The organism is Bradyrhizobium retamae, assembly GCF_001440415.1.
GTDB classification, from domain to species: Bacteria; Pseudomonadota; Alphaproteobacteria; order Rhizobiales; family Xanthobacteraceae; genus Bradyrhizobium; species Bradyrhizobium retamae.
Genome location: NZ_LLYA01000225.1, coordinates 1 through 18,734 on the forward strand (window position 1 = coordinate 1; position 18,734 = coordinate 18,734).

Consider the following 18,734-nt stretch of genomic DNA (forward strand, 5'->3'; position numbering starts at 1 on the left):
GCAGAGAATCATGGCCGCCGACCCTCCGCCATGAAAAGATTCACAGCCTCGTAGGGTGGGTTACGCCTTCGGCTAAACCCACCCTACAATCGTCGTTTACGCCGGCATCCTGTGCATCGCGCAGATCTTGTTGCCGTCGAGATCGCGCAAATAAGCGAGATAGAGTTTGCCCGTGCTGCCCTCGCGGATGCCAGGCGGATTTTCGCAAGTCGTTCCACCATTGGCGATGCCGGCCGCGTGCCATGCGTCGGCCTGTTCGGGCGAGTCGGCCGCAAAACCGATGGTGCCGCCATTTGCGGGCGTCGCCGGCTGGCCGTTGATCGGCTTGGTCACCGAGAATATTCCGGTCTTGGTGATGTAGAAAATGCGGTGGCCGTCGACCCGCGCCGGCCGCACACCGAGCGTACCGAGCAATGAATCATAGAACGCCTTGGCCTTGTCGAGGTCGTTGGTGCCGATCATCACATGCGAAAACATTTCTTCAATTTCCTCCCAGTTTTCAGGACGAACAAACGCAAATTGCTTGCCACTTCACTTTCCCGGGTTGCCTCATCACGCTGCTCGTTGCCGGGCAATGTAGACGGCGGCGCGGGCGTTCTACAAGCAGATCCGCCCGGTAGCCGAAAAGCCACACGATCCCGCCGGATTACGGATCGTTAATCCGGCTGGCGCGTTGGTTCCTGTCGCCAAACGCGGCGCCTCGACGCACCCCGGCATCTTGAAGCGGTCTCGGGTGAGTTCCTACCTCTGGGATGCCTGCCACGGCGTTCAGCCGCGGGCGGCAAGGAGACGACAATGAGCTATTTTAAGACTGCCATTCTGTTGGCCGGTCTGACCGGCCTCTTCATGGGCGTCGGCTATCTGATCGGCGGCGCCACCGGTGCTACGATCGCGCTAGTGATCGCGGCTGCGACCAATCTTTTCGCCTACTGGAATTCGGACCGCATGGTGCTGTCGATGTACGGCGCCCATGAGGTCGACCAGCGCACGGCGCCCGACCTCTTCAATCTCGTGGCTGAACTCGCCGGCCGCGCCGGCCTGCCGATGCCGCGCGTGTTCCTGATGGACGAGCCGCAGCCCAACGCCTTCGCCACCGGCCGCAATCCGCAGAACGCGGCGGTCGCCGTGACCACGGGTCTGGTGCAGTCGGTCAGCCGCGAAGAACTCGCGGGCGTGATCGCGCACGAGCTCGCGCACATCAAAAATCACGATACGCTGCTGATGACCATCACCGCGACCATTGCCGGTGCGGTCTCGATGCTGGCGCAGTTCGGCATGTTCTTTGGCGGCAACCGCGACAACGGTCCCGGCATCATCGGATCGATTGCCATGATGATCCTGGCCCCGCTCGGCGCCATGCTGGTGCAGATGGCGATTAGCCGGACGCGCGAATACGCCGCCGACGATCTCGGCGCGCGCATTTGCGGTCAGCCGATGTGGCTTGCGTCCGCTCTGGCCAAGATCGCCAACGCCGCGCATGTCGTGCCGAATGTCGAAGCTGAGCGCAATCCGGCGACCGCGCACATGTTCATTATAAATCCGTTGTCGGGGCAGGGCATGGACAATCTGTTCACGACGCACCCCTCGACCGAGAACCGCATCGCCGCCTTGCAGCAGCTCGCGGCGGAGCTTGGCGCGCAGGGCAGCACCTTCTCCGCCAACGCGCGCGGCAATTATCCGCGCCGCAGCCCGTGGGGCCGGCCCTCGGCCTCACGCGGACCTTGGGGATAGACTGACCCGCATAGGGTGGGCAAGGCGCTTCGCGCCGTGCCCACTATCTCTTCGCACTATTCGCCGTGAAGGGTGGGCACGCCTCGCTTTGCCTACCCTACCGAACGTTGCCCACCTGTATCCTGTGCGGCGACATCTAGAGCCGCCCCAACCTCAAAACGCCGTATACCCGCCATCGATCACAAAGCAATCCGCGGTATGATACGACGATGCCTGGCTCATGATGTACACGGCGATGCCGCCAAAATCACCCGGCTCGCCGAAGCGGCGCAGTGGAATGCGCGGCATTACATTGGCGACGAATTTGTCGTTGGCCATCAGCCCCGACGTCATGTCGCTCTTGATCCAGCCGGGCAGGATCGCGTTCGCGGTGACGCCGTAGCGCGCCAACTCGACCGCGAGCGCGCGGCACAGCGCGTTCAGCGCCGCCTTGGTGCCGGCGTAGTGCTCGTTGCGCGCGGTGCCGAACAAGGACGCCAGGCTCGAGGTCGCAACCAGCCGGCCGAATTTGTCGCCGGCTTCCGCACGTTCGGTCATGTGGCGGGCGGCGGCCTGAAACACGTGGAAGACGCCGTCGAGATTGGTCGCGAACATTTTTCGCCATTCCTCCTCGGTGCGGTCGATAAAGGCGCGCCGTCCGCCGCCGCCGATACCGGCATTGGCAAAGCAGCCGTCGACGCGGCCGAACGTATCGAGCGTCGCCTTCATCGCGGCCTTGACGGAGGCGGGGTCGGTGACGTCGCAGATCTGCGTATGCACCCTGCCGGGCCCGGCCGACATGGTTGCCGCCGCGCTCTTGTTCTTGTCGCCATTGCGGCCCCAAATCGAGACGTTGCAGCCTTGGGCGTTCAGCGCCTGCGCAATGCCGAGGCCGATGCCGCCATTGCCACCGGTGATGACCGCCGTGCGGCCGGTGAGGTCAAAGATGCTCATGGGATGTTTCCATTTTGTTTGGCAACAGAGTTGCGCTCTGCGGCGGGCAGATGTTCTGGCGCAAGCATGGACAACGCCGTCCAGAAAATCAAATATGGGCGAGACATCGTCCGGTCTTCCGCGCAGCGAAATAGCGCGTAAACACAAGTTAAGAGGAAACAATGCAGTTCAAGCACGTCACGCTCGATTTCGATGGCGCGGTCGCCGTTCTCAAGCTCGACCATCAAGAGGTCATGAATGCGGTCTCGATGGATATGCTGGGCGGGCTTGGCGAAGCGCTCGACGCGATCGAGGAGAAGCGAGACGAGGTGCGCTGCCTCGTGCTGACCGGCGCCGGACGCGCCTTCTGCACCGGCGCCAATCTGCAGGGCCGCAACAACCAGAAGCCCGGCAAGAGCAATGCCGGTCAATCGCTGGAAATCGGCTTTCACCCGTTCCTGCGGCGGCTGCGCCGGCTGCATTGCCCGATCGTCACCGCCGTCAACGGTCCTGCCGCGGGCGCCGGCATGAGCTTTGCGCTGATGGGCGACATGATCCTCTGCGCCCGCTCGTCCTATTTCCTGCAGGCGTTCCGCCGCATCGGCCTGGTGCCGGACTGCGGCTCGACCTGGCTGTTGCCGCGCATGATCGGCAAGGCGCGCTCGGTGGAATTGTCGCTGATGGGCGAACGGTTGCCGGCAGAGAAGGCGCTGGAATGGGGCCTCGTCAACCGCGTCCATGACGATGCTGACTTGATGGTGGAGGCGATGAAGCTCGCGCATGAGCTCGCCAATGGCCCGACGATCGCGCTGTCGCTGATCCGAAAGCTCTACTGGGACAGCCCGGAAAATTCCTTCGAGGAGCAGCTCAACCTCGAATTCGAATCGCAACGCATCGCCGGCGCGGCTGATGATTTCAAGGAAGGCGTTGCTGCCTTCCTCGAAAAGCGCCCTGCCAAGTTCAGGGGCAAATGATCGAGGAGCAACTTGGGCGCTGCGTCGCGTCCTGGTATCCGGGAGCGACCGGCGTGACCGGCGCCGCCAAGCTCTCCGGCGGCGCCAGTCAGGAGACCTGGACGTTCGATATCGTGCATCCGAGCGGCAATGTTGGCGCCATCCTACGCCGCGCGCCGCCGGGCTATGGTGCGTCGCCGGGACGGGCCGCCGGCCTCGATGCCGAGGCGACACTGATGCAATTGGCACATGACGCCGGCCTGCCTTCACCGCGCGTGATGCATGTGCTGAAGCCTGCGGACGAACTCGGTCGCGGCTTCATCATGCAGCGGATCGAGGGCGAGACCATCGCGCGGAAGATCCTGCGCGATGAGCAATTCGCCAGGGCGCGGCCGATCCTGGCGCGGCAGTTGGGCCGCGTGATCGCCGGCATTCACGGCTTAGCCCCAGCGAAACTGCCGAAGTTGCGCGAGATGAGCGCGACCAAGGAGATCGCCGACCTCGAGCGGGAATACCGCAGCTTCGACTGGCCGCGGCCGGTGTTCGAATTGGCGCTGCGCTGGCTGCGCGAGCGCGATCCCGGACCGTCGCAGCAGGTGACGCTGGTGCATGGCGATTTTCGCCACGGCAACCTCATCATCGGCGCCGACGGCGTCCGTGCGGTGCTGGACTGGGAGCTCGCGCATGTCGGCGACCCGATGGAAGATCTCGGCTGGATCTGCGTCAACTCCTGGCGCTTCGGCGAGATCGACAAGCCGGTCGGTGGCTTTGGGACGCGCGAGGAATTGTTCGCCGGATACGAGGAAGCCGGCCGCACGGTCAATCCTGATCGGGTGATGTTCTGGGAAGTGATGGGCACGCTGCGCTGGGGCATCATGTGCTGCGGCATGATGCAGCGTTTTCGGCAAGGCCCCGACCATTCGATGGAACGCGCCATGATCGGGCGGCGTTCCTCGGAGACGGAGATCGATCTGCTACGGCTACTTGCTCCGCGGGGAAAGGCATGATCCCGAAAAGTGGAAACCGATTTTCGGATAGGATCATGCCTCAAAAAAGAGGGTAGGATGCAAGACGAACCGACCCCCGCCGAACTGATCAAGGCGGTCGCGGATTTCCTCCGCAACGAGATCGCTGCCGAGATCAAGGGCCACAACGCCTTCAAGCTCCGCGTCGGCATCAACGCGCTCGACCTGGTGACGCGGCAACTGGCGTTGGAGCAGGGCAGCGATGCAGCGGAGGCCGCGCGGCTGAAGCAGTTGCTCGGCATGGATGGCGCGTTGATCGAGTTGAATCGCGCTCTGTGCGAGAAGATCGCGAACGGCGAGGTCGATCTGCAGACGCCGGGGCTATCGGAACATCTCTGGCAGACGACGATGGACAAGCTCGCCGTCGACCAGCCGAACTACGCGTCGTACAAGAGGGAGCTGGGGAATAAGTAGGGCACCGACCAACTCTCCGCAGTCATTGCCTGCGACAAACGCGAAGCGTTTGCGCAAGGGAGCGGAGCGACGAAGCAATCCATCTCACCGCAAGCGGATAAATGGATTGCTTCGCTTCGCTCGCAATGACGAGGATAGACCGTCGCGATCGTCACCGCCCCAGCCATTTCGGCGGTCGCTTCTCGGCAAACGCCTTCGGTCCCTCGATGTAATCCTGCGAGGCCGCCATCGCCTTCACGGCGGGATATTCGCGCTGCTCGGCGATCGCCTGTTCCAGCGATACCTCAAGGCCGCGCTGGATCGCCTGCTTGGAGGCACGGATCGACATCGGCGAGTTCTTGCAGATCGTCTCCGCCCAGCGCTCCGCCGCGGCGAGTGCTTCACCGGCGGGAACCACCTCGTTGACGAAGCCGAGTTCGAGTCCCTCCTTGGCCGAGACGTGGCGCGCGGTGAGGATCATGCCCATGGCGCGCTTCAGGCCGATCTGCCGCGGCAGCCGGTGCACGCCGCCGGCAAGCGCGGCGAGGCCGACGCGCGGCTCGGGCAGCGCGAAGGTCGCATTCTCCGAGGCAATGATCAGGTCGCAGGCCAGCGCGATCTCGAAGCCGCCGCCCATCGCGACGCCGTTGACGGCGGCGATGATCGGCTTGTCGCAGTCAAAGCGCGAGGTGAGACCGGCGAAGCCGCCCTTGTCCCAGCCGCGTTTTCCGCCGGCCGCCTGCCATTTCAAATCGTTGCCGGCGCAGAACGCCTTGTCGCCGGCGCCGGTGACGATCGCCACCCATTGCGTGGGGTCCGCGGAAAAATCGTCGAACACCTTGTTGAGCTCGAAATGCGCGTCGATATGCAGCGCATTGTACACTTCCGGCCGCGACAGCGTGATGATCGTGATCGGCCCCTTGCGTGTCACCTTGGAGAATTTCAGGTCCATGTTTGCTCCCGTTTGGATTTTCTGCGGCGAAGAATATTGGTTGCGATCATAGCGCTGCCCGGCCGTCCGAAACCATCCAATTACGCAAGGCCCCCGCGCGTGCCAGGGCCTGCTCCGTTGCTTGACTTGGGCCCGGTCTTCTCACTCTATTCCGTTCGAGCAGGAGCGCTACGCAGCGCCTAAACGCAAATCAAAAACAAACAATATTCCCGGGAGACCGCCTTGGATTTCAACCTGCCTGCCGACCTCACGGCCTATCTCGACGAACTCGATCGCTTCATTGCGCGCGAGATCAAGCCGCTGGAGGAAGCCGACGACAACATCCGCTTCTTCGATCACCGTCGCGAATGGGCGCGTACCGATTTCGAAAACGGCGGCCTGCCTCGGCATGAATGGGAAGCGCTGCTGCGCAAGGCCAAGAACCTCGCCGACGCCGCCGGCCATTTGCGCTTCGCGATCCCAAAACGCTATGGCGGCAAGGACGGTTCCAACCTCTGGATGGCCGTCATCCGCGAGCATTTCGCCTCAAAGGGCCTTGGCCTGCACAATGATCTGCAGAACGAGCATTCGATCGTCGGCAATCTGCCGCTCGTGACCATGCTCGACCGCTACGGCACCGACGAGCAGAAGGCGATGATCGAAGGCTCGATCACCGGCAAATATCGTATCACCTTCGGCCTCACCGAACCGGACCACGGCTCCGACGCGACGCATATGGAAACCAGGGCCGTGCAGACGACGCGTGACAACGTCAAGGGCTGGATCATCAACGGCCAGAAGATGTGGACCACCGGCATGCATGTCGCGACCCATTGTGCGCTGTTCGCCCGGACATCAGGCAATGACGGCGACGCGCGCGGCATCACCTGCTTCCTGGTGCCGGCGAAGAGCGAAGGCGTGAAGGTCGAGGAATACATGTGGACCTTCAACATGCCGACCGACCATCCGCGCGTCAGCTTCACCGATGTATTCGTGCCCGAAGACGCCCTGTTCGGCGAGATCGGCCGCGGACTATCGCTGGCGCAATGTTTTGTGCATGAGAACCGGATCCGGCAGGCGGCAAGTTCGCTCGGCGCAGCGGTCTATTGCATCAACGAGAGCGTGAAATACGCGCGCGAGCGAAAGCCGTTCGGCAAGGCGTTGGCCGAAAACCAGGCGATCCAATGGCCGCTGGTGGAGCTGGCGACGCAGGCCGAGATGCTCAGGTTATTGATCCGCAAGACCGCCTGGGAGATGGACCAGCTCACCCAGGCCCAGGTCGAGCACACGCTCTCCGATCGCGTGTCGATGTGCAACTACTGGGCAAACCGCCTGTGCTGCGAGGCCGCCGACCGCGCCATGCAGGTGCATGGCGGCATGGGCTATTCGCGCCACAAGCCGTTCGAACACATCTACCGCCACCACCGCCGCTACCGCATCACCGAAGGCAGCGAGGAAATCCAGAAGCGCAAGGTGGCGGGATTCCTGTTCGGCTATATGGGGGCGGGGAAGCACTGAGGAGCAAAGCCAAGGAGAAGATCATGGAAGGTGGATGCACATGCGGGCATGTCCGCTACCGCCTGAACGGCAGGCCTATGATCGTGCATGCCTGCCATTGCACCTGGTGCCAGCGCGAGACCGGTACGGTGCATGCGCTCAATGCGATGTACGAGGCCGATAGGGTAGAGCATCTCGCGGCCGAACCCGAGATCATCGTGACGCCGTCGGCGAGCGGTAAGGGCCAGCGCATCGCCCGTTGCCCGATTTGCAAGGTGGCCGTCTGGAGCAACTATCCGGGCTCCGGGCCCGCGGTGCGTTTTGTCCGCGTTGGTACCATGGATGATCCGTCACAGTGCCCGCCGGACGTTCACATCTTCACCTCCACCAAGCAGCCCTGGGTGACGCTGCCGCCGGGCGCACGCGCGGTCGCCGAGTTCTACGACATCGACGAGGTCTGGTCGGAAGAGGCCAAGGAACGCCGGCGGATAATGCGGGAGAAGGCGAAGAAGTGAGCACTATTGTTACCACCGTCATTGCGAGCGAAGCGAAGCAATCCATGGCACGGCATAGCGGATAGATGGATTGCTTCGTCGCTTACGGTCCTCGCAATGGCGACCGGCTAGTTCACCTGCCGGTCCTTACCCGCCCAATACGGCTCACGCAGATTCCGCCGCAAGATTTTCCCCGACGGATTGCGCGGCAGCGCTTCGATGAAGTCGACGGATTTCGGCGTCTTGAAATTGGCAATGCGCTCGCGCGTAAAATTGATGATGTCGGTGGCATTCGCCTGCTTGCCCGGCTTCATCACCACGATCGCCTTCACCGCTTCGCCCCATTTGTCGTCGGGGATTCCGATCACTGCGGCTTCGGCGACATCAGGATGATCGCAGATCGCACTCTCGACTTCGGCCGGATAGATGTTCTCGCCGCCGGAGATGATCATGTCCTTGATGCGGTCGTGGATATAGAGGTAGTTGTCTTCGTCCATGTAGCCGGCATCGCCGGTGCGCAGCCAGCCGTTGCTGCCGAGTGTCCTGGCGGTCGCCTCCGGCAGGTTCCAATAGCCGACCATGTTGGAGCCCGAGCGGGTCGCGATCTCGCCGACCTGGCGTGGCGGCAACCGGTTGCCGTCGGGATCGAGGATCGCAAGCTCGATGCCGGGCAGCGCCTTGCCGGCGGAACGCATGCGCTCCAGCCCCTCGACATGATCCTCAGGCGGAAGGGCGACGATGGTGCCGGTCGTTTCTGTCATCCCATACAACTGCACGAAGCCGCACTTGAACACCTCGATGCATTCCTTCAGCAGCGCCGCGGGAATCGGCGAGGCGCCATAGAGCATGTATTTCAGCCGCGAAAAATCCACCTGACGCGCGCGCGGCTGCCGCACCACGAACTGCATCGCCGCAGGCACCATGAACAGCTTGGTAATGCCGGACCGCTCGAAGAAGTCCAGCACCTTGGTCGGATCGAACTCGCGCGCGATCACACCCTTGGCGCCGTGATAAAGCCCGATCACGCCCCAGCCGGAGCCGCCGATATGGAAGACCGGCATCGCCACCAGCGAGACGTCGTCGCTCGACCATTTGTTCCATTCGGGCTTCTCGGCCTCGCTGCCGGCGTGCACCAGATTGAGGAAGTTGGCGTGCGACAGCATCGCGCCCTTGGGCTTGCCCGTGGTGCCCGAAGTATAGAGCTGGATCGCGATATCCTTCGGGCTGATCGGCACCTTCGGATCGTCGCCGCCAGCCGCATCGCGCCAGGCCGCGAAATCCGGCCATTCCGGTGCGCCGCCCTCGGTCGTGATGATGGTGCGGACCTCAGGCAGTTGCGCCTTGATGTTGCGAACCTGCGTGATGAACTCAGGCCCCACGAACAGCACCGGCGCCTTGCAATCGCCGACGATGAAGGCGATCTCGGGGCCGGCGAGCCGCCAATTCACCGGCGCCATCACCACTTTGGCCTTCATCGCGCCCATCAGCAGTTCGAAATAGATGTCACTGTTCTTGCCGAGGTAGGCGATCCGCTCGCCCGGCTTGACGCCCATCGCAATCAGCGCATTCGCCACGCGGTTGGTCTTGATGTCGAACTCGGCGAAGCTGGTCTGGCGTCCCTCGAATTCATAGGCGATCGCATCGCCGCGCGTTCCGGCGCGTTCGCGCACCATGTCGGCAAGATTCGTCAGTTGCTCCAGCGCGGACATGTCTCTCCCATAGTGTTTTGCTTTCGTTGCGCGGAGTTTGGCGATATCGCGCGACAAAGACAATATGTCACCGTCGTCCCTGCCTCCGTGCGCAATCGCGCACGGAGGCAGGGACGACAGCAGAGATCACCCCCGCGCAGCGCGGTCCTTCTCGTTCTGCGCCTTGATCGAGTCGCGCGCCTTGTTCCAGTCGTCGTCGCTCCAGTCGCGCAACTGATAGAAATTGCCGCCCATCGCGAGCGCCTGCGCACCGTCCATGGCGATGGTCTCGCCGTTGATCCAGTCGCAACCGCCGGAGATCAGGAATACCGCGAGGTTCTGCAATTCCTCCATGGTGCCGACGCGGCCCATCGGGTTCTGCGCCCGCGTGCGCGCGCCGGCCTCGTCGCCCGGCTTGATGCGCTTGCTCATGCCTTCGGTCGGGATTTCGCCGGGCGCAATGGTGTTGAGGCGGATGCCGTACTTGCCCCATTCGACCGCAAGCGACATCGTCATGGCGTGGATCGCCGACTTGCTCATCGCCGACGGCACCACATAGGGCGAGCCGTTGCGCACCCAGGTCACCGTGATCGACACCACGTTGCCTGGTTGTTTGGCGGCGATCCAGCGCCGACCGACCGCGTGGGTCACGTAGAATGTGCCATGCATCACGATATTGGCGACCGCGTCAAAGCCGCGCGGCGAGAGCTCTTCCGAGCGCGAGATAAAATTGCCGGCGGCATTGTTGATGAGATCGGTGAGGGGGCCCGAAGTCCAGATCTGTTCGATCATCTCGTCGACAGCCATCGCGTTGCGGATGTCGACGCCGTGGCTGACCACGCGCCCGCCATGCAGATCCATCAATTCGGTTGCGGTCTCGTCGCAGACGATCTTGCGGCGGCCGCAGATGTGGACCTCGGCTCCCAGTTGGAGAAACCGCGCGGCCATGGATTTGCCGAGGCCCGTGCCGCCTCCGGTCACGAGAATGCGTCGCCCGGCGAGAAGCTGATCATTGAACATCGTTTCCACCCAAGGGGATTGTCTGTTAATTGGTCGATTGACTAAAACCGGACAACACCGTTCTGTAAAGCAGCAACTGAGGAGATTTTTCATGGAGCAGCGCGTCTCGATCTCGATTTCGGACGGCATTGCCGACGTCCGGTTGGTGCGGGCTGACAAGATGAACGCGCTCGATGCCGCGATGTTTGAGGCACTGGTGGCTGCGACCGAGCGGCTGGCCCGCGAGAATGGCGTTCGGGTGGTAGTATTGTCCGGGGAAGGGCGGGCGTTTTGCGCCGGTCTCGATATGGGACGCTTTCAGGCCATGAAGGAAAGTGGCGGTAACGGGATCGCCGGCGGCGAGAAGCGTGACCTCACTGCACGCACCCATGGCATCGCGAACTTTCCGCAAGCTGCGGTCTGGGGCTGGCGCCAGCTTCCGGTGCCGGTGATTGCCGCGATCCAGGGCGTGGCATTCGGCGGCGGCTTCCAGCTCGCGCTCGGGGCCGACATGCGATTCCTCACGCCGGACGCGCGGATGTCGATCATGGAAATCAAATGGGGCCTGGTGCCCGACATGGCCGGCACGCCGATCCTCGCCAGTCTCGTTCGCGACGATATTTTGCGCGAGCTCACCTATACCGGCCGCATCTTCTCCGCGCAGGAAGCCATGAGTTATGGCCTCGCGACGCGGATCTGCGATGATCCGCGCGCGGCGGCTTTCGAGGTCGCACGCGAAATCGCCGGCAAAAGCCCCGACGCGATCCGTGCCGCCAAGCGTATGCTGAACAAACTCTCCGTCGATCCGGCCCCGGCGCTGCTGGCCGAATCCGTCGAGCAGCAGAAGCTGCTCGGCAGCCCCAACCAGACCGAAGCCGTGCGCGCCAATATGGAAAAGCGCGCGCCGCTGTTTGTGGATGTTGGGTAACTAGGCTCCCGGTCATTCCGGGATGGTGCGTTAGCACCAGACCTCAGATGCGCAATCGCGCATCGGGGAATCTCGAGATTCTCAGGTGCGCAATTGCGCACCATAGTTCGATGCTTCGCATCGCTCCGGAATGACTGCGCAGCTTACAAACCCGACAGCAGATCGGAAAAAGACAATGTCAGCCTCCCAACTCTTCCAAGGCATCATCAGCGGCGAGCGCCGGCGCGACCACGGCGAGGTCACTGAGCGGACTGAGCGCATCGCCAGCGGGCTGCAGAAGCTCGGCGTCAAACAGGGCGACAGCGTCGCCATGTTGATGCGCAACGACATCGCCTTCATCGAAGCGGCTTATGCGGCAATGCGGCTCGGCGCCTATGGCGTGCCGGTCAACTGGCACTTCAAGCCGGAAGAGATCAATTATGTGCTGAAGGATTCGGGCACATCCGTGCTGATCGCGCATGCCGACATGCTGCATCAGTTGCGCGAGGCAATCCCGCAAGGCGTCACGGCGCTCAGCGCGCCGACCCCGCCGGAGATTCTCAGCCATTACAAGATCAATCCGGATCATCTGACGACGCCCGACTTCGCGATCGATTTCGAATCCTGGCTGAACCAACACCAGCGCTATGACGGGCCGGCGGTGCCGCAGCCGCAGAACATGATCTACACCTCCGGCACGACGGGCCATCCCAAGGGCGTGCGCCGCTTTGCGCCGACGCCGGAGCAAAGTGCCAACGCTGAGCGCATGCGCGCGCTGATCTACGGCCTCAAGCCGGGGGCCCGCGCATTGCTTCCAGGGCCGCTGTATCATTCCGCGCCGAATTCGTTCGGCTTGCGCGCCGGCCGTCTCGGCGGCGCCCTGGTGATCATGCCACGCTTCGACGCCGAAGAATTTTTACGCGTGGTCGCGACCGAGAAGATCGACACCATCTTCATGGTGCCGACCATGTTCATCCGGCTGATGAAGCTGCCGGAGGAAGTGCGCAGGAAGTATGACATGTCGTCCTTGCGCCATGTCATTCATGCTGCCGCGCCCTGTCCGGCGGAAGTCAAACGCGCGATGATCGAATGGTGGGGGCCGATCATCTACGAATTCTACGGCTCGACCGAGTCCGGCGCGGTTACGTTTGCGACGTCCGAGGACGCGTTGAAGAAGCCCGGCACCGTCGGCAAGATCGCGCCGGGTGCGGAATTGCGCTTCATCGGCGATGACGGCAGGGAACTGCCGCAGGGCGAGATCGGCGAAATCTACTCGCGCATCGCGGGCAATCCTGACTTCACCTATCACAACAAGCCGGAGAAGCGCACCGAGATCGATCGCGATGGGTTCATCACCTCGGGTGACGTCGGTTACATCGACGCGGACGGCTATGTCTTCATCTGCGACCGCAAGCGCGACATGGTGATTTCAGGCGGCGTCAATATCTATCCGGCCGAGATTGAGGCTGCGCTGCATGCGATTCCCGGCGTGCATGATTGCGCGGTGTTCGGCATTCCCGACGCCGAATTCGGCGAGGCGCTGATGGCTGTGGTGGAGCCGCAGCCGGCGGTGACGCTAGATCCGGCTTCCATCCGCAACCAGCTCAAGGTTGCGCTGGCCGACTACAAGGTGCCAAAACACATCGAAATCCAGTCCAACCTGCCGCGGGAAGATTCCGGCAAGATCTTCAAGCGCCGCCTGCGCGATCCCTACTGGGAGCGGGCAGGGCGGAGGATTTAGCTCGCGCTGCCGTGCCGCGGATGCTGCGCAGCGCCTCGGGATCGCGCTTCGTGCGATTCCGGCGGTGGCGCTGCTGATCCGGGGGCCCACGCCTGAGCATACCTGGCGTTGGGTCCCGGGTCTGCGGAGCAGCGCGCAGGGCGCTCCACCGCGTCCGGGATACCACGGTGTGCACCGCCTCCATCTTTATCTTGCACTGCGGCAGAAAAATTGCACACTCGGACGAGCCGGGCAGTTTGAGGTGGCCAGCCAATGTCTTCCCAGACCATGCCTTCCGACATCGAAGTCCGGTCCAGCGACGAGGCGCTGGCGTGGGAGGAGGATGCGCGGCTGCGGACCGACATTCGCCTGCTCGGGCGGATTCTCGGTGATACCGTCCGTGATCAGGAAGGCGCTGACGTCTTCGATCTGGTCGAGCGTATCAGGCAGACCTCGATCCGGTTCCATCGCGACGAAGACAAGCTGGCGCGGCGGGAACTCGAGACCATCCTCGACAGCATGTCGATCAGCGATACCGTGCGGATCGTCCGCGCCTTCAGCTATTTTTCGCATCTCGCCAACATCGCCGAGGACCAGAACAACATCCGCCAGATGCGTGGCCGCGGTCCCGGCGGGCCGCGACCGAGCGCGCTGACCCAGACGCTCGCTCACGCAAAGGCCGCCGGGATCAACGCGGCCGAGCTGCGCCGCTTCTTCAAGGGGGCCCAGGTCAGCCCGGTCCTGACGGCGCATCCCACGGAAGTCCGCCGCAAGAGCACGATCGACCGCGAGATGGAGATCGCTGCGCTGCTCGACCGGCGCGAACGCGTCCAGCTTACGCCGGAGGAGGCCGAGGCTTGCGACGAGCAGTTGCGCCGCGCCGTACTGACGCTGTGGCAGACCAACCTGCTGCGCCGGACCAAGCTGACCGTGCTCGATGAAGTCGCCAACGGCCTGTCATTCTACGACTACACCTTCCTGCACGAGGTGCCGCGGCTGCATTGTGCGCTGGAGGACCGGCTGAACCGGGAGGACGACGGCGCGCCCGGCGAGCTGGCGTCGTTCCTGACCGTGGGAAGCTGGATCGGCGGCGACCGCGACGGTAACCCCTTTGTCACTGCCGACGTCATGCGCGGCACGCTGCGCCTGCAGTCGAGCCGGGTGATGAACTTCTATCTGGAAGAGTTGCATGTCCTCGGCTCCGAATTGTCGCTGGCCGCGCACCTCGCCGACGTCTCCGACGAGTTGCGCGCGCTGGCCGAGCGCTCCCCGGATACGTCGCCGCACAGGAGCGGTGAACCCTATCGGCTCGCGGTCTCCGGCATCTATGCAAGGCTGACCGCGACCGCTGCAAAGCTCGAGGTCGAGACGACGCGTCGTCCGGTCGGCGAGGCCGCGCCTTATGCGAGCGTGAAGGAGTTCAAAGCCGATCTCGACGTTCTGGATCGTTCTTTGATAGCGAACAATTCGGGGGTGATCGCGCGCGGTCGGTTGCGCTTGCTACGTCGTGCCGTGGATTGCTTCGGCTTCCATCTCGCACGGCTCGACATCAGGCAGAATTCCGCGGTGCATGAGCGCACGGTCGCTGAACTGTTCGATGCCGCGATCCCCGGCATGTCCTATCTGGCACTGAGTGAGGAGGCCCGCATCCATCTGCTGCTGCGCGAGCTGCGCAGCGCCAGGCCGCTGACCTCGGTATTCGTCAAGTACAGCGAAGAAACACTTGGCGAGCTCGCAGTGTTCCGCGCCGCCGCCGAGGCCCATGCCCGCTTCGGTCCCGACGTGATCCACCAATGTATCATCTCCATGTGCAAGGGCATGTCGGATATGCTGGAGGTGGCGGTGCTGTTGAAGGAGGTCGGCCTCGTCAATCCGTCCGGCCGCAGCGCCATCAACATCGTGCCGCTGTTCGAAACCATCGAGGATCTGCAGGCTTCATCCGGCATCATGGATCGGATGCTGGCGCTGCACGATTACCGCCGGCTGGTCGACAGCCGCGGCGGCATCCAGGAAGTGATGCTCGGCTATTCCGACAGCAACAAGGACGGCGGCTTCGTCACTTCGGGCTGGGAGCTGTATAAGGCCGAGATCGAACTGGTCGACGTGTTCGAACGCCATGGCGTGCGGCTCCGGCTGTTTCACGGCCGCGGCGGGTCGGTCGGCCGCGGCGGCGGGCCGAGCTATGACGCCATCATCGCGCAGCCGGGAGGTGCGGTAAACGGACAGATTCGCATCACCGAGCAGGGCGAAATCATCTCCAGCAAATATTCCAATCCGGAAGTCGGCCGCAGCAATCTGGAAATCCTGGCTGCAGCGACGCTGGAGGCGAGCCTGTTGCATCCCCGGCAGAGCGCGCCGCGGAGAGAGTATCTGACCGCAATGGAGCAATTATCGGCGCTGGCATTCAAGGCCTACCGCGGGCTGGTGTACGAGACCGAAGGCTTCGCCGATTACTTCTGGGGCTCCACCGTCATCACCGAAATCTCGACGCTCAACATCGGCAGCCGCCCGGCGTCGCGCAAGAAGACCCGCGAAATCGAGGACCTGCGCGCCATCCCCTGGGTGTTCAGTTGGGCGCAGTGCCGGCTGATGCTGCCGGGCTGGTACGGCTTCGGCTCCGCGGTCGAGACCTGGATCGCGGAGCATCCGGAGCAGGGCATGCCGTTCCTGCAGGAACTCTACCGCGAATGGCCGTTCTTCCGCACGCTGCTGTCGAACATGGACATGGTGCTGGCCAAGAGCTCGATTGCAATCGCCTCGCGCTATGCCGAGCTGGTGCCTGATGTGGCGTTGCGCGAAAGCATCTTCGGGCGCATCCGGCGCGAGTGGCATGCCTCGATCGAGACGTTGCTCGACATCATGGGCCACGAGCGCCTCTTGCAGGGCAACCCGCTGCTGGAACGCTCAATCCGCAACCGCTTCCCCTACCTCGATCCGCTCAACCACGTGCAGGTCGAACTGTTGAAGGAGCATCGCTCGCATAGTCCGGACGAGCAGGTGCTGCGCGGGATTCAGCTTACCATCAATGGGATTTCGGCGGGGTTGAGGAATAGCGGGTGAGGTGGGCGACGGCCTCGCCCCGTCATTGCGAGCAAAGCGAAGCAATCCATCTCTCCGAATGCGCGGACAGATGGATTGCTTCGTGGCTTCGCTCCTCGCAATGACGGACGTCGGTGCGATTACGCTTCCAATCCTCTCACGGCTTCATCGCACCCTGCGCACTCGTGTAAACCGCATAGAGCGATGACGAGCCGCAGATGTAGAGCCTATTCCGCTGCTGGCCGCCGAAGCACAAGTTGGCGACAGTTTCCGGTATGTGGATCTTGCCGAGGAGATCGCCGTCAGGAGTGTAGCAGCGCACGCCGTCCTCATTCGGATCGCCCCAACCCACGGAGCACCAAAGGCGCCCCGCGGTGTCGCAGCGCAGCCCGTCGGTAATGCTGGGCTTGGGCATGTCCGCAAAGACCTTGCTGTTCGAAAGCTTTCCGGCCGCGAGATCTACGTCGAACACGCGGATATGCGACGGGTTATCCGGTCCGTCGGTGAAGCCGGTATCGCAGATATAGAGCTTCTTCTCGTCAGGTGAGAAGCAAAGGCCGTTCGGCTGCACGAAGTCGTCGACCACCATCTTGATGTCGCCGGATTTCGGATCCACTCGGTAGACGTTTTTCTTTTCCTGCTCGGGCTCCGCCTTGATGCCCTCGTAATAGCCGCCGATTCCGTAGGCCGGATCGCAGAACCAAATCGAACCGTCGGCCGCGACGACCGCGTCGTTCGGCGAGTTCAGCTTCTTGCCGTTGTATTTGTCGGCGATGATGGTGATCGAGCCGTCAAGTTCGGTCCGGGTGACGCGGCGGCCGGAATGCTCGCAGGTGATCAGCCGTCCCTCGCGATCGATGGTGTTACCGTTCGAGTTCATCGACGGCTGCCGATAGACGCTGAGATGGCCGTCGTCTTCCGAGAAGCGCATGATGCGATTGTTGGGAATGTCGGAGAACAGCACGTAACGCCCGGCTGCAAAGTAGACCGGGCCTTCGGCCCAGCGGAAGCCGGTCGCGACGCGCTCGACCGCCATGGTGCCGGCGAAGGCTGGAAAGCCTGTCGGCCCGAACGAAACCTTCGGTTTCTTCATCGACTCCAGGCGAGAGTCCGGATACCGGGCGCCGGGAAGCGGGCCGAGCGGCAGCGGCTGCGTTGCCGTGGTCGGTGCGCCGGTTTGGCCGAATGGCGCCACAGTGGCCGCGGAGGCGGCTTTCATCGTCACGGCTGAGCCGGCAAGCGCGGCTGCGCCCGTCAGTAGCTTGCGGCGGTTGAAGCCACCGCCCTGGTGCTGTGGATCGGGAAAGGTCAGTGAAGTTGTCATGATTTTCCTCCCAGTGTTTTTTTGTTGGAAGGAAAACATCAGCCCGCATTCCGGCATAAAGCGGGCGGGCGGTGGTGAAACAACTAATACAAGGGTGGGCAAAGCGAAGCGTGCCCACCATTCGTTGCTGACGATTTCGGAAGGATGGTGGGCACGGCGCAAAAATGCGCCTTTTGCCCGCCCTACATTTCCGTCAGATCGGATCCCACGTAAAGATGTCGGCGGAGCGATCGAGCTTGTAGAACGATCCCGCAAGCGCCGGCATGCCGTGCTCGGCGATGGTTTGCGGTGTCCAGCCTTCGCCGCGGTGAACCGAGCGCAGCGGCCGATTCTGGCTGAACAGGAATATCTCGTTCATGCGCACGCCGAAGATCTGTCCGGTGACGTCCTTGGCAGCGTCGCTGAGCAGATAGGCGCACAGCGGCGCGATCTTCTCCGGACCCATCTGCTGGATTTTCGCCACGCGCGCCTTCTCGGCCTCGGTCTCGGTCGGGATGGTGCCGATCATGCGGGTCCAGGCGAACGGCGAGACGCAGTTCGAGCGCACGTTGAAGCGGCCCATATCGAGTGCGATCGACTTCGACAGGCCGACGATGCCGAGCTTGGCGGCGGCATAGTTGGCCTGGCCGAAATTGCCAATCAGGCCCGAGGTCGAGGTGAAGTGCACGAAGGAGCCGCTCTCCTGTTCGCGGTAAAGCCGCGCTGCGGCGTGGCTGACATAGAACGAGCCCATCAGGTGCACCTTGATGACGGCCTCGAAGGCTTCCACGCTCATTTTGTGGAAGATCATGTCGCGCAAGATGCCGGCATTGTTGACGACGCCGTCGAGCCGGCCGAAATGATCGGTCGCCGTCTTGACGATCTTGCTCGCGGGGATCGCTTCCGCCACCGACTCGAAATTGGCGACCGCGGTGCCGCCGCGCTTCTTGATCTCCTCGACCACTTCCTCGGCGGGAGCTGCGTTCGATCCGGCGCCATCGGCAGCGACGCCGGGATCGTTGACGACGACCTTTGCGCCTTCCGCGGCGCAAAGCAGCGCGATCTCGCGTCCGATGCCGCGCCCGGCGCCGGTGACGATGATGACTTTGTCTTGCAGTGATTTTGTCATTGTGTTGCTCCGG

Annotated in this window: 16 protein-coding genes; 9 read left to right on the top strand and 7 right to left on the bottom strand. The window is 63.0% G+C overall.

Going from position 1 to position 18,734, the window contains the following annotated elements:
- Positions 1-96 precede the first annotated feature (96 nt).
- Positions 97-477 carry a VOC family protein gene (locus CQ13_RS38630; protein ID WP_057847994.1) on the bottom strand — a complete coding sequence of 127 codons (381 nt, stop codon included), beginning with the start codon at positions 475-477 and terminating at the stop codon, positions 97-99.
- 318 nt (positions 478-795) lie between these two features.
- Here CQ13_RS38630 and htpX point away from each other — a divergent pair, with 318 nt between their 5' ends.
- Positions 796-1,731, top strand: coding sequence for a zinc metalloprotease HtpX (htpX, locus tag CQ13_RS38635; RefSeq protein WP_057847995.1), 936 nt, complete (start codon positions 796-798; stop codon positions 1,729-1,731).
- 153 nt (positions 1,732-1,884) lie between these two features.
- On the opposite strand, the gene CQ13_RS38640 is transcribed toward htpX, so the two are convergent.
- Positions 1,885-2,664: an SDR family NAD(P)-dependent oxidoreductase gene (locus CQ13_RS38640; protein ID WP_057847996.1), complete on the bottom strand. Its 780-nt coding sequence runs from the start codon at positions 2,662-2,664 to the stop codon at positions 1,885-1,887.
- A 161-nt stretch (positions 2,665-2,825) separates the two neighbouring features.
- Between CQ13_RS38640 and CQ13_RS38645 the strand changes: the two genes are divergently transcribed.
- Genes CQ13_RS38645 through CQ13_RS38655 form a run of 3 tightly spaced genes read left to right on the top strand, consistent with a single transcriptional unit; the run spans position 2,826 to position 5,035 of the window.
- Positions 2,826-3,617: an enoyl-CoA hydratase/isomerase gene (locus tag CQ13_RS38645; protein WP_057847997.1), complete on the top strand. Its 792-nt coding sequence runs from the start codon at positions 2,826-2,828 to the stop codon at positions 3,615-3,617.
- On the top strand, positions 3,614-4,603 hold the full coding sequence (locus CQ13_RS38650; protein ID WP_057847998.1) for a phosphotransferase family protein: 990 nt from the start codon (positions 3,614-3,616) through the stop codon (positions 4,601-4,603). Before CQ13_RS38645 ends, CQ13_RS38650 begins: the two co-directional genes overlap by 4 nt.
- A gap of 57 nt (positions 4,604-4,660) precedes the next feature.
- Entirely contained in the window at positions 4,661-5,035 is a 375-nt protein-coding gene (locus tag CQ13_RS38655; RefSeq protein WP_057847999.1) for a DUF6285 domain-containing protein, read from the top strand.
- Between the two features lie 151 nt (positions 5,036-5,186).
- On the opposite strand, the gene CQ13_RS38660 is transcribed toward CQ13_RS38655, so the two are convergent.
- Positions 5,187-5,966 (bottom strand): enoyl-CoA hydratase-related protein, encoded by a 780-nt coding sequence (locus tag CQ13_RS38660; protein ID WP_057848000.1) that lies wholly within the window; start codon positions 5,964-5,966, stop codon positions 5,187-5,189.
- A 222-nt stretch (positions 5,967-6,188) separates the two neighbouring features.
- Between CQ13_RS38660 and CQ13_RS38665 the strand changes: the two genes are divergently transcribed.
- Positions 6,189-7,463: an acyl-CoA dehydrogenase family protein gene (locus CQ13_RS38665; RefSeq protein WP_057848001.1), complete on the top strand. Its 1,275-nt coding sequence runs from the start codon at positions 6,189-6,191 to the stop codon at positions 7,461-7,463.
- Positions 7,464-7,486: 23 nt separating this feature from the next.
- On the top strand, positions 7,487-7,957 hold the full coding sequence (locus CQ13_RS38670; RefSeq protein WP_057848002.1) for a GFA family protein: 471 nt from the start codon (positions 7,487-7,489) through the stop codon (positions 7,955-7,957).
- A gap of 107 nt (positions 7,958-8,064) precedes the next feature.
- Here the strand turns inward: CQ13_RS38670 and CQ13_RS38675 are convergent, their stop codons facing one another.
- On the bottom strand, positions 8,065-9,645 hold the full coding sequence (locus tag CQ13_RS38675; RefSeq protein WP_057848003.1) for a fatty acid--CoA ligase: 1,581 nt from the start codon (positions 9,643-9,645) through the stop codon (positions 8,065-8,067).
- 126 nt (positions 9,646-9,771) lie between these two features.
- Complete coding sequence (locus CQ13_RS38680; RefSeq protein ID WP_057848157.1) at positions 9,772-10,644, bottom strand: SDR family oxidoreductase; 873 nt, start codon at positions 10,642-10,644, stop codon at positions 9,772-9,774.
- A 91-nt stretch (positions 10,645-10,735) separates the two neighbouring features.
- Here CQ13_RS38680 and CQ13_RS38685 point away from each other — a divergent pair, with 91 nt between their 5' ends.
- The 3 genes from CQ13_RS38685 to ppc all read left to right on the top strand — a co-directional run bounded on the left by CQ13_RS38685 (position 10,736) and on the right by ppc (position 16,310).
- The gene (locus tag CQ13_RS38685; protein WP_057848004.1) at positions 10,736-11,551 is read left to right on the top strand and encodes a crotonase/enoyl-CoA hydratase family protein; all 816 of its coding nucleotides are present in this window, start codon (positions 10,736-10,738) and stop codon (positions 11,549-11,551) included.
- Between the two features lie 175 nt (positions 11,552-11,726).
- The gene (locus tag CQ13_RS38690) at positions 11,727-13,271 is read left to right on the top strand and encodes an acyl-CoA synthetase (RefSeq protein WP_057848005.1); all 1,545 of its coding nucleotides are present in this window, start codon (positions 11,727-11,729) and stop codon (positions 13,269-13,271) included.
- A gap of 252 nt (positions 13,272-13,523) precedes the next feature.
- Positions 13,524-16,310, top strand: a complete 2,787-nt coding sequence (gene ppc, locus CQ13_RS38695) for a phosphoenolpyruvate carboxylase (protein WP_057848006.1) — start codon at positions 13,524-13,526, stop codon at positions 16,308-16,310.
- Positions 16,311-16,446: 136 nt separating this feature from the next.
- Here ppc and CQ13_RS38700 read toward each other — a convergent pair whose 3' ends face one another.
- Positions 16,447-17,382 (bottom strand): SMP-30/gluconolactonase/LRE family protein, encoded by a 936-nt coding sequence (locus CQ13_RS38700; protein ID WP_082637907.1) that lies wholly within the window; start codon positions 17,380-17,382, stop codon positions 16,447-16,449.
- 424 nt (positions 17,383-17,806) lie between these two features.
- Positions 17,807-18,721: an SDR family oxidoreductase gene (locus CQ13_RS38705; protein WP_057848008.1), complete on the bottom strand. Its 915-nt coding sequence runs from the start codon at positions 18,719-18,721 to the stop codon at positions 17,807-17,809.
- Positions 18,722-18,734 lie beyond the last annotated feature (13 nt).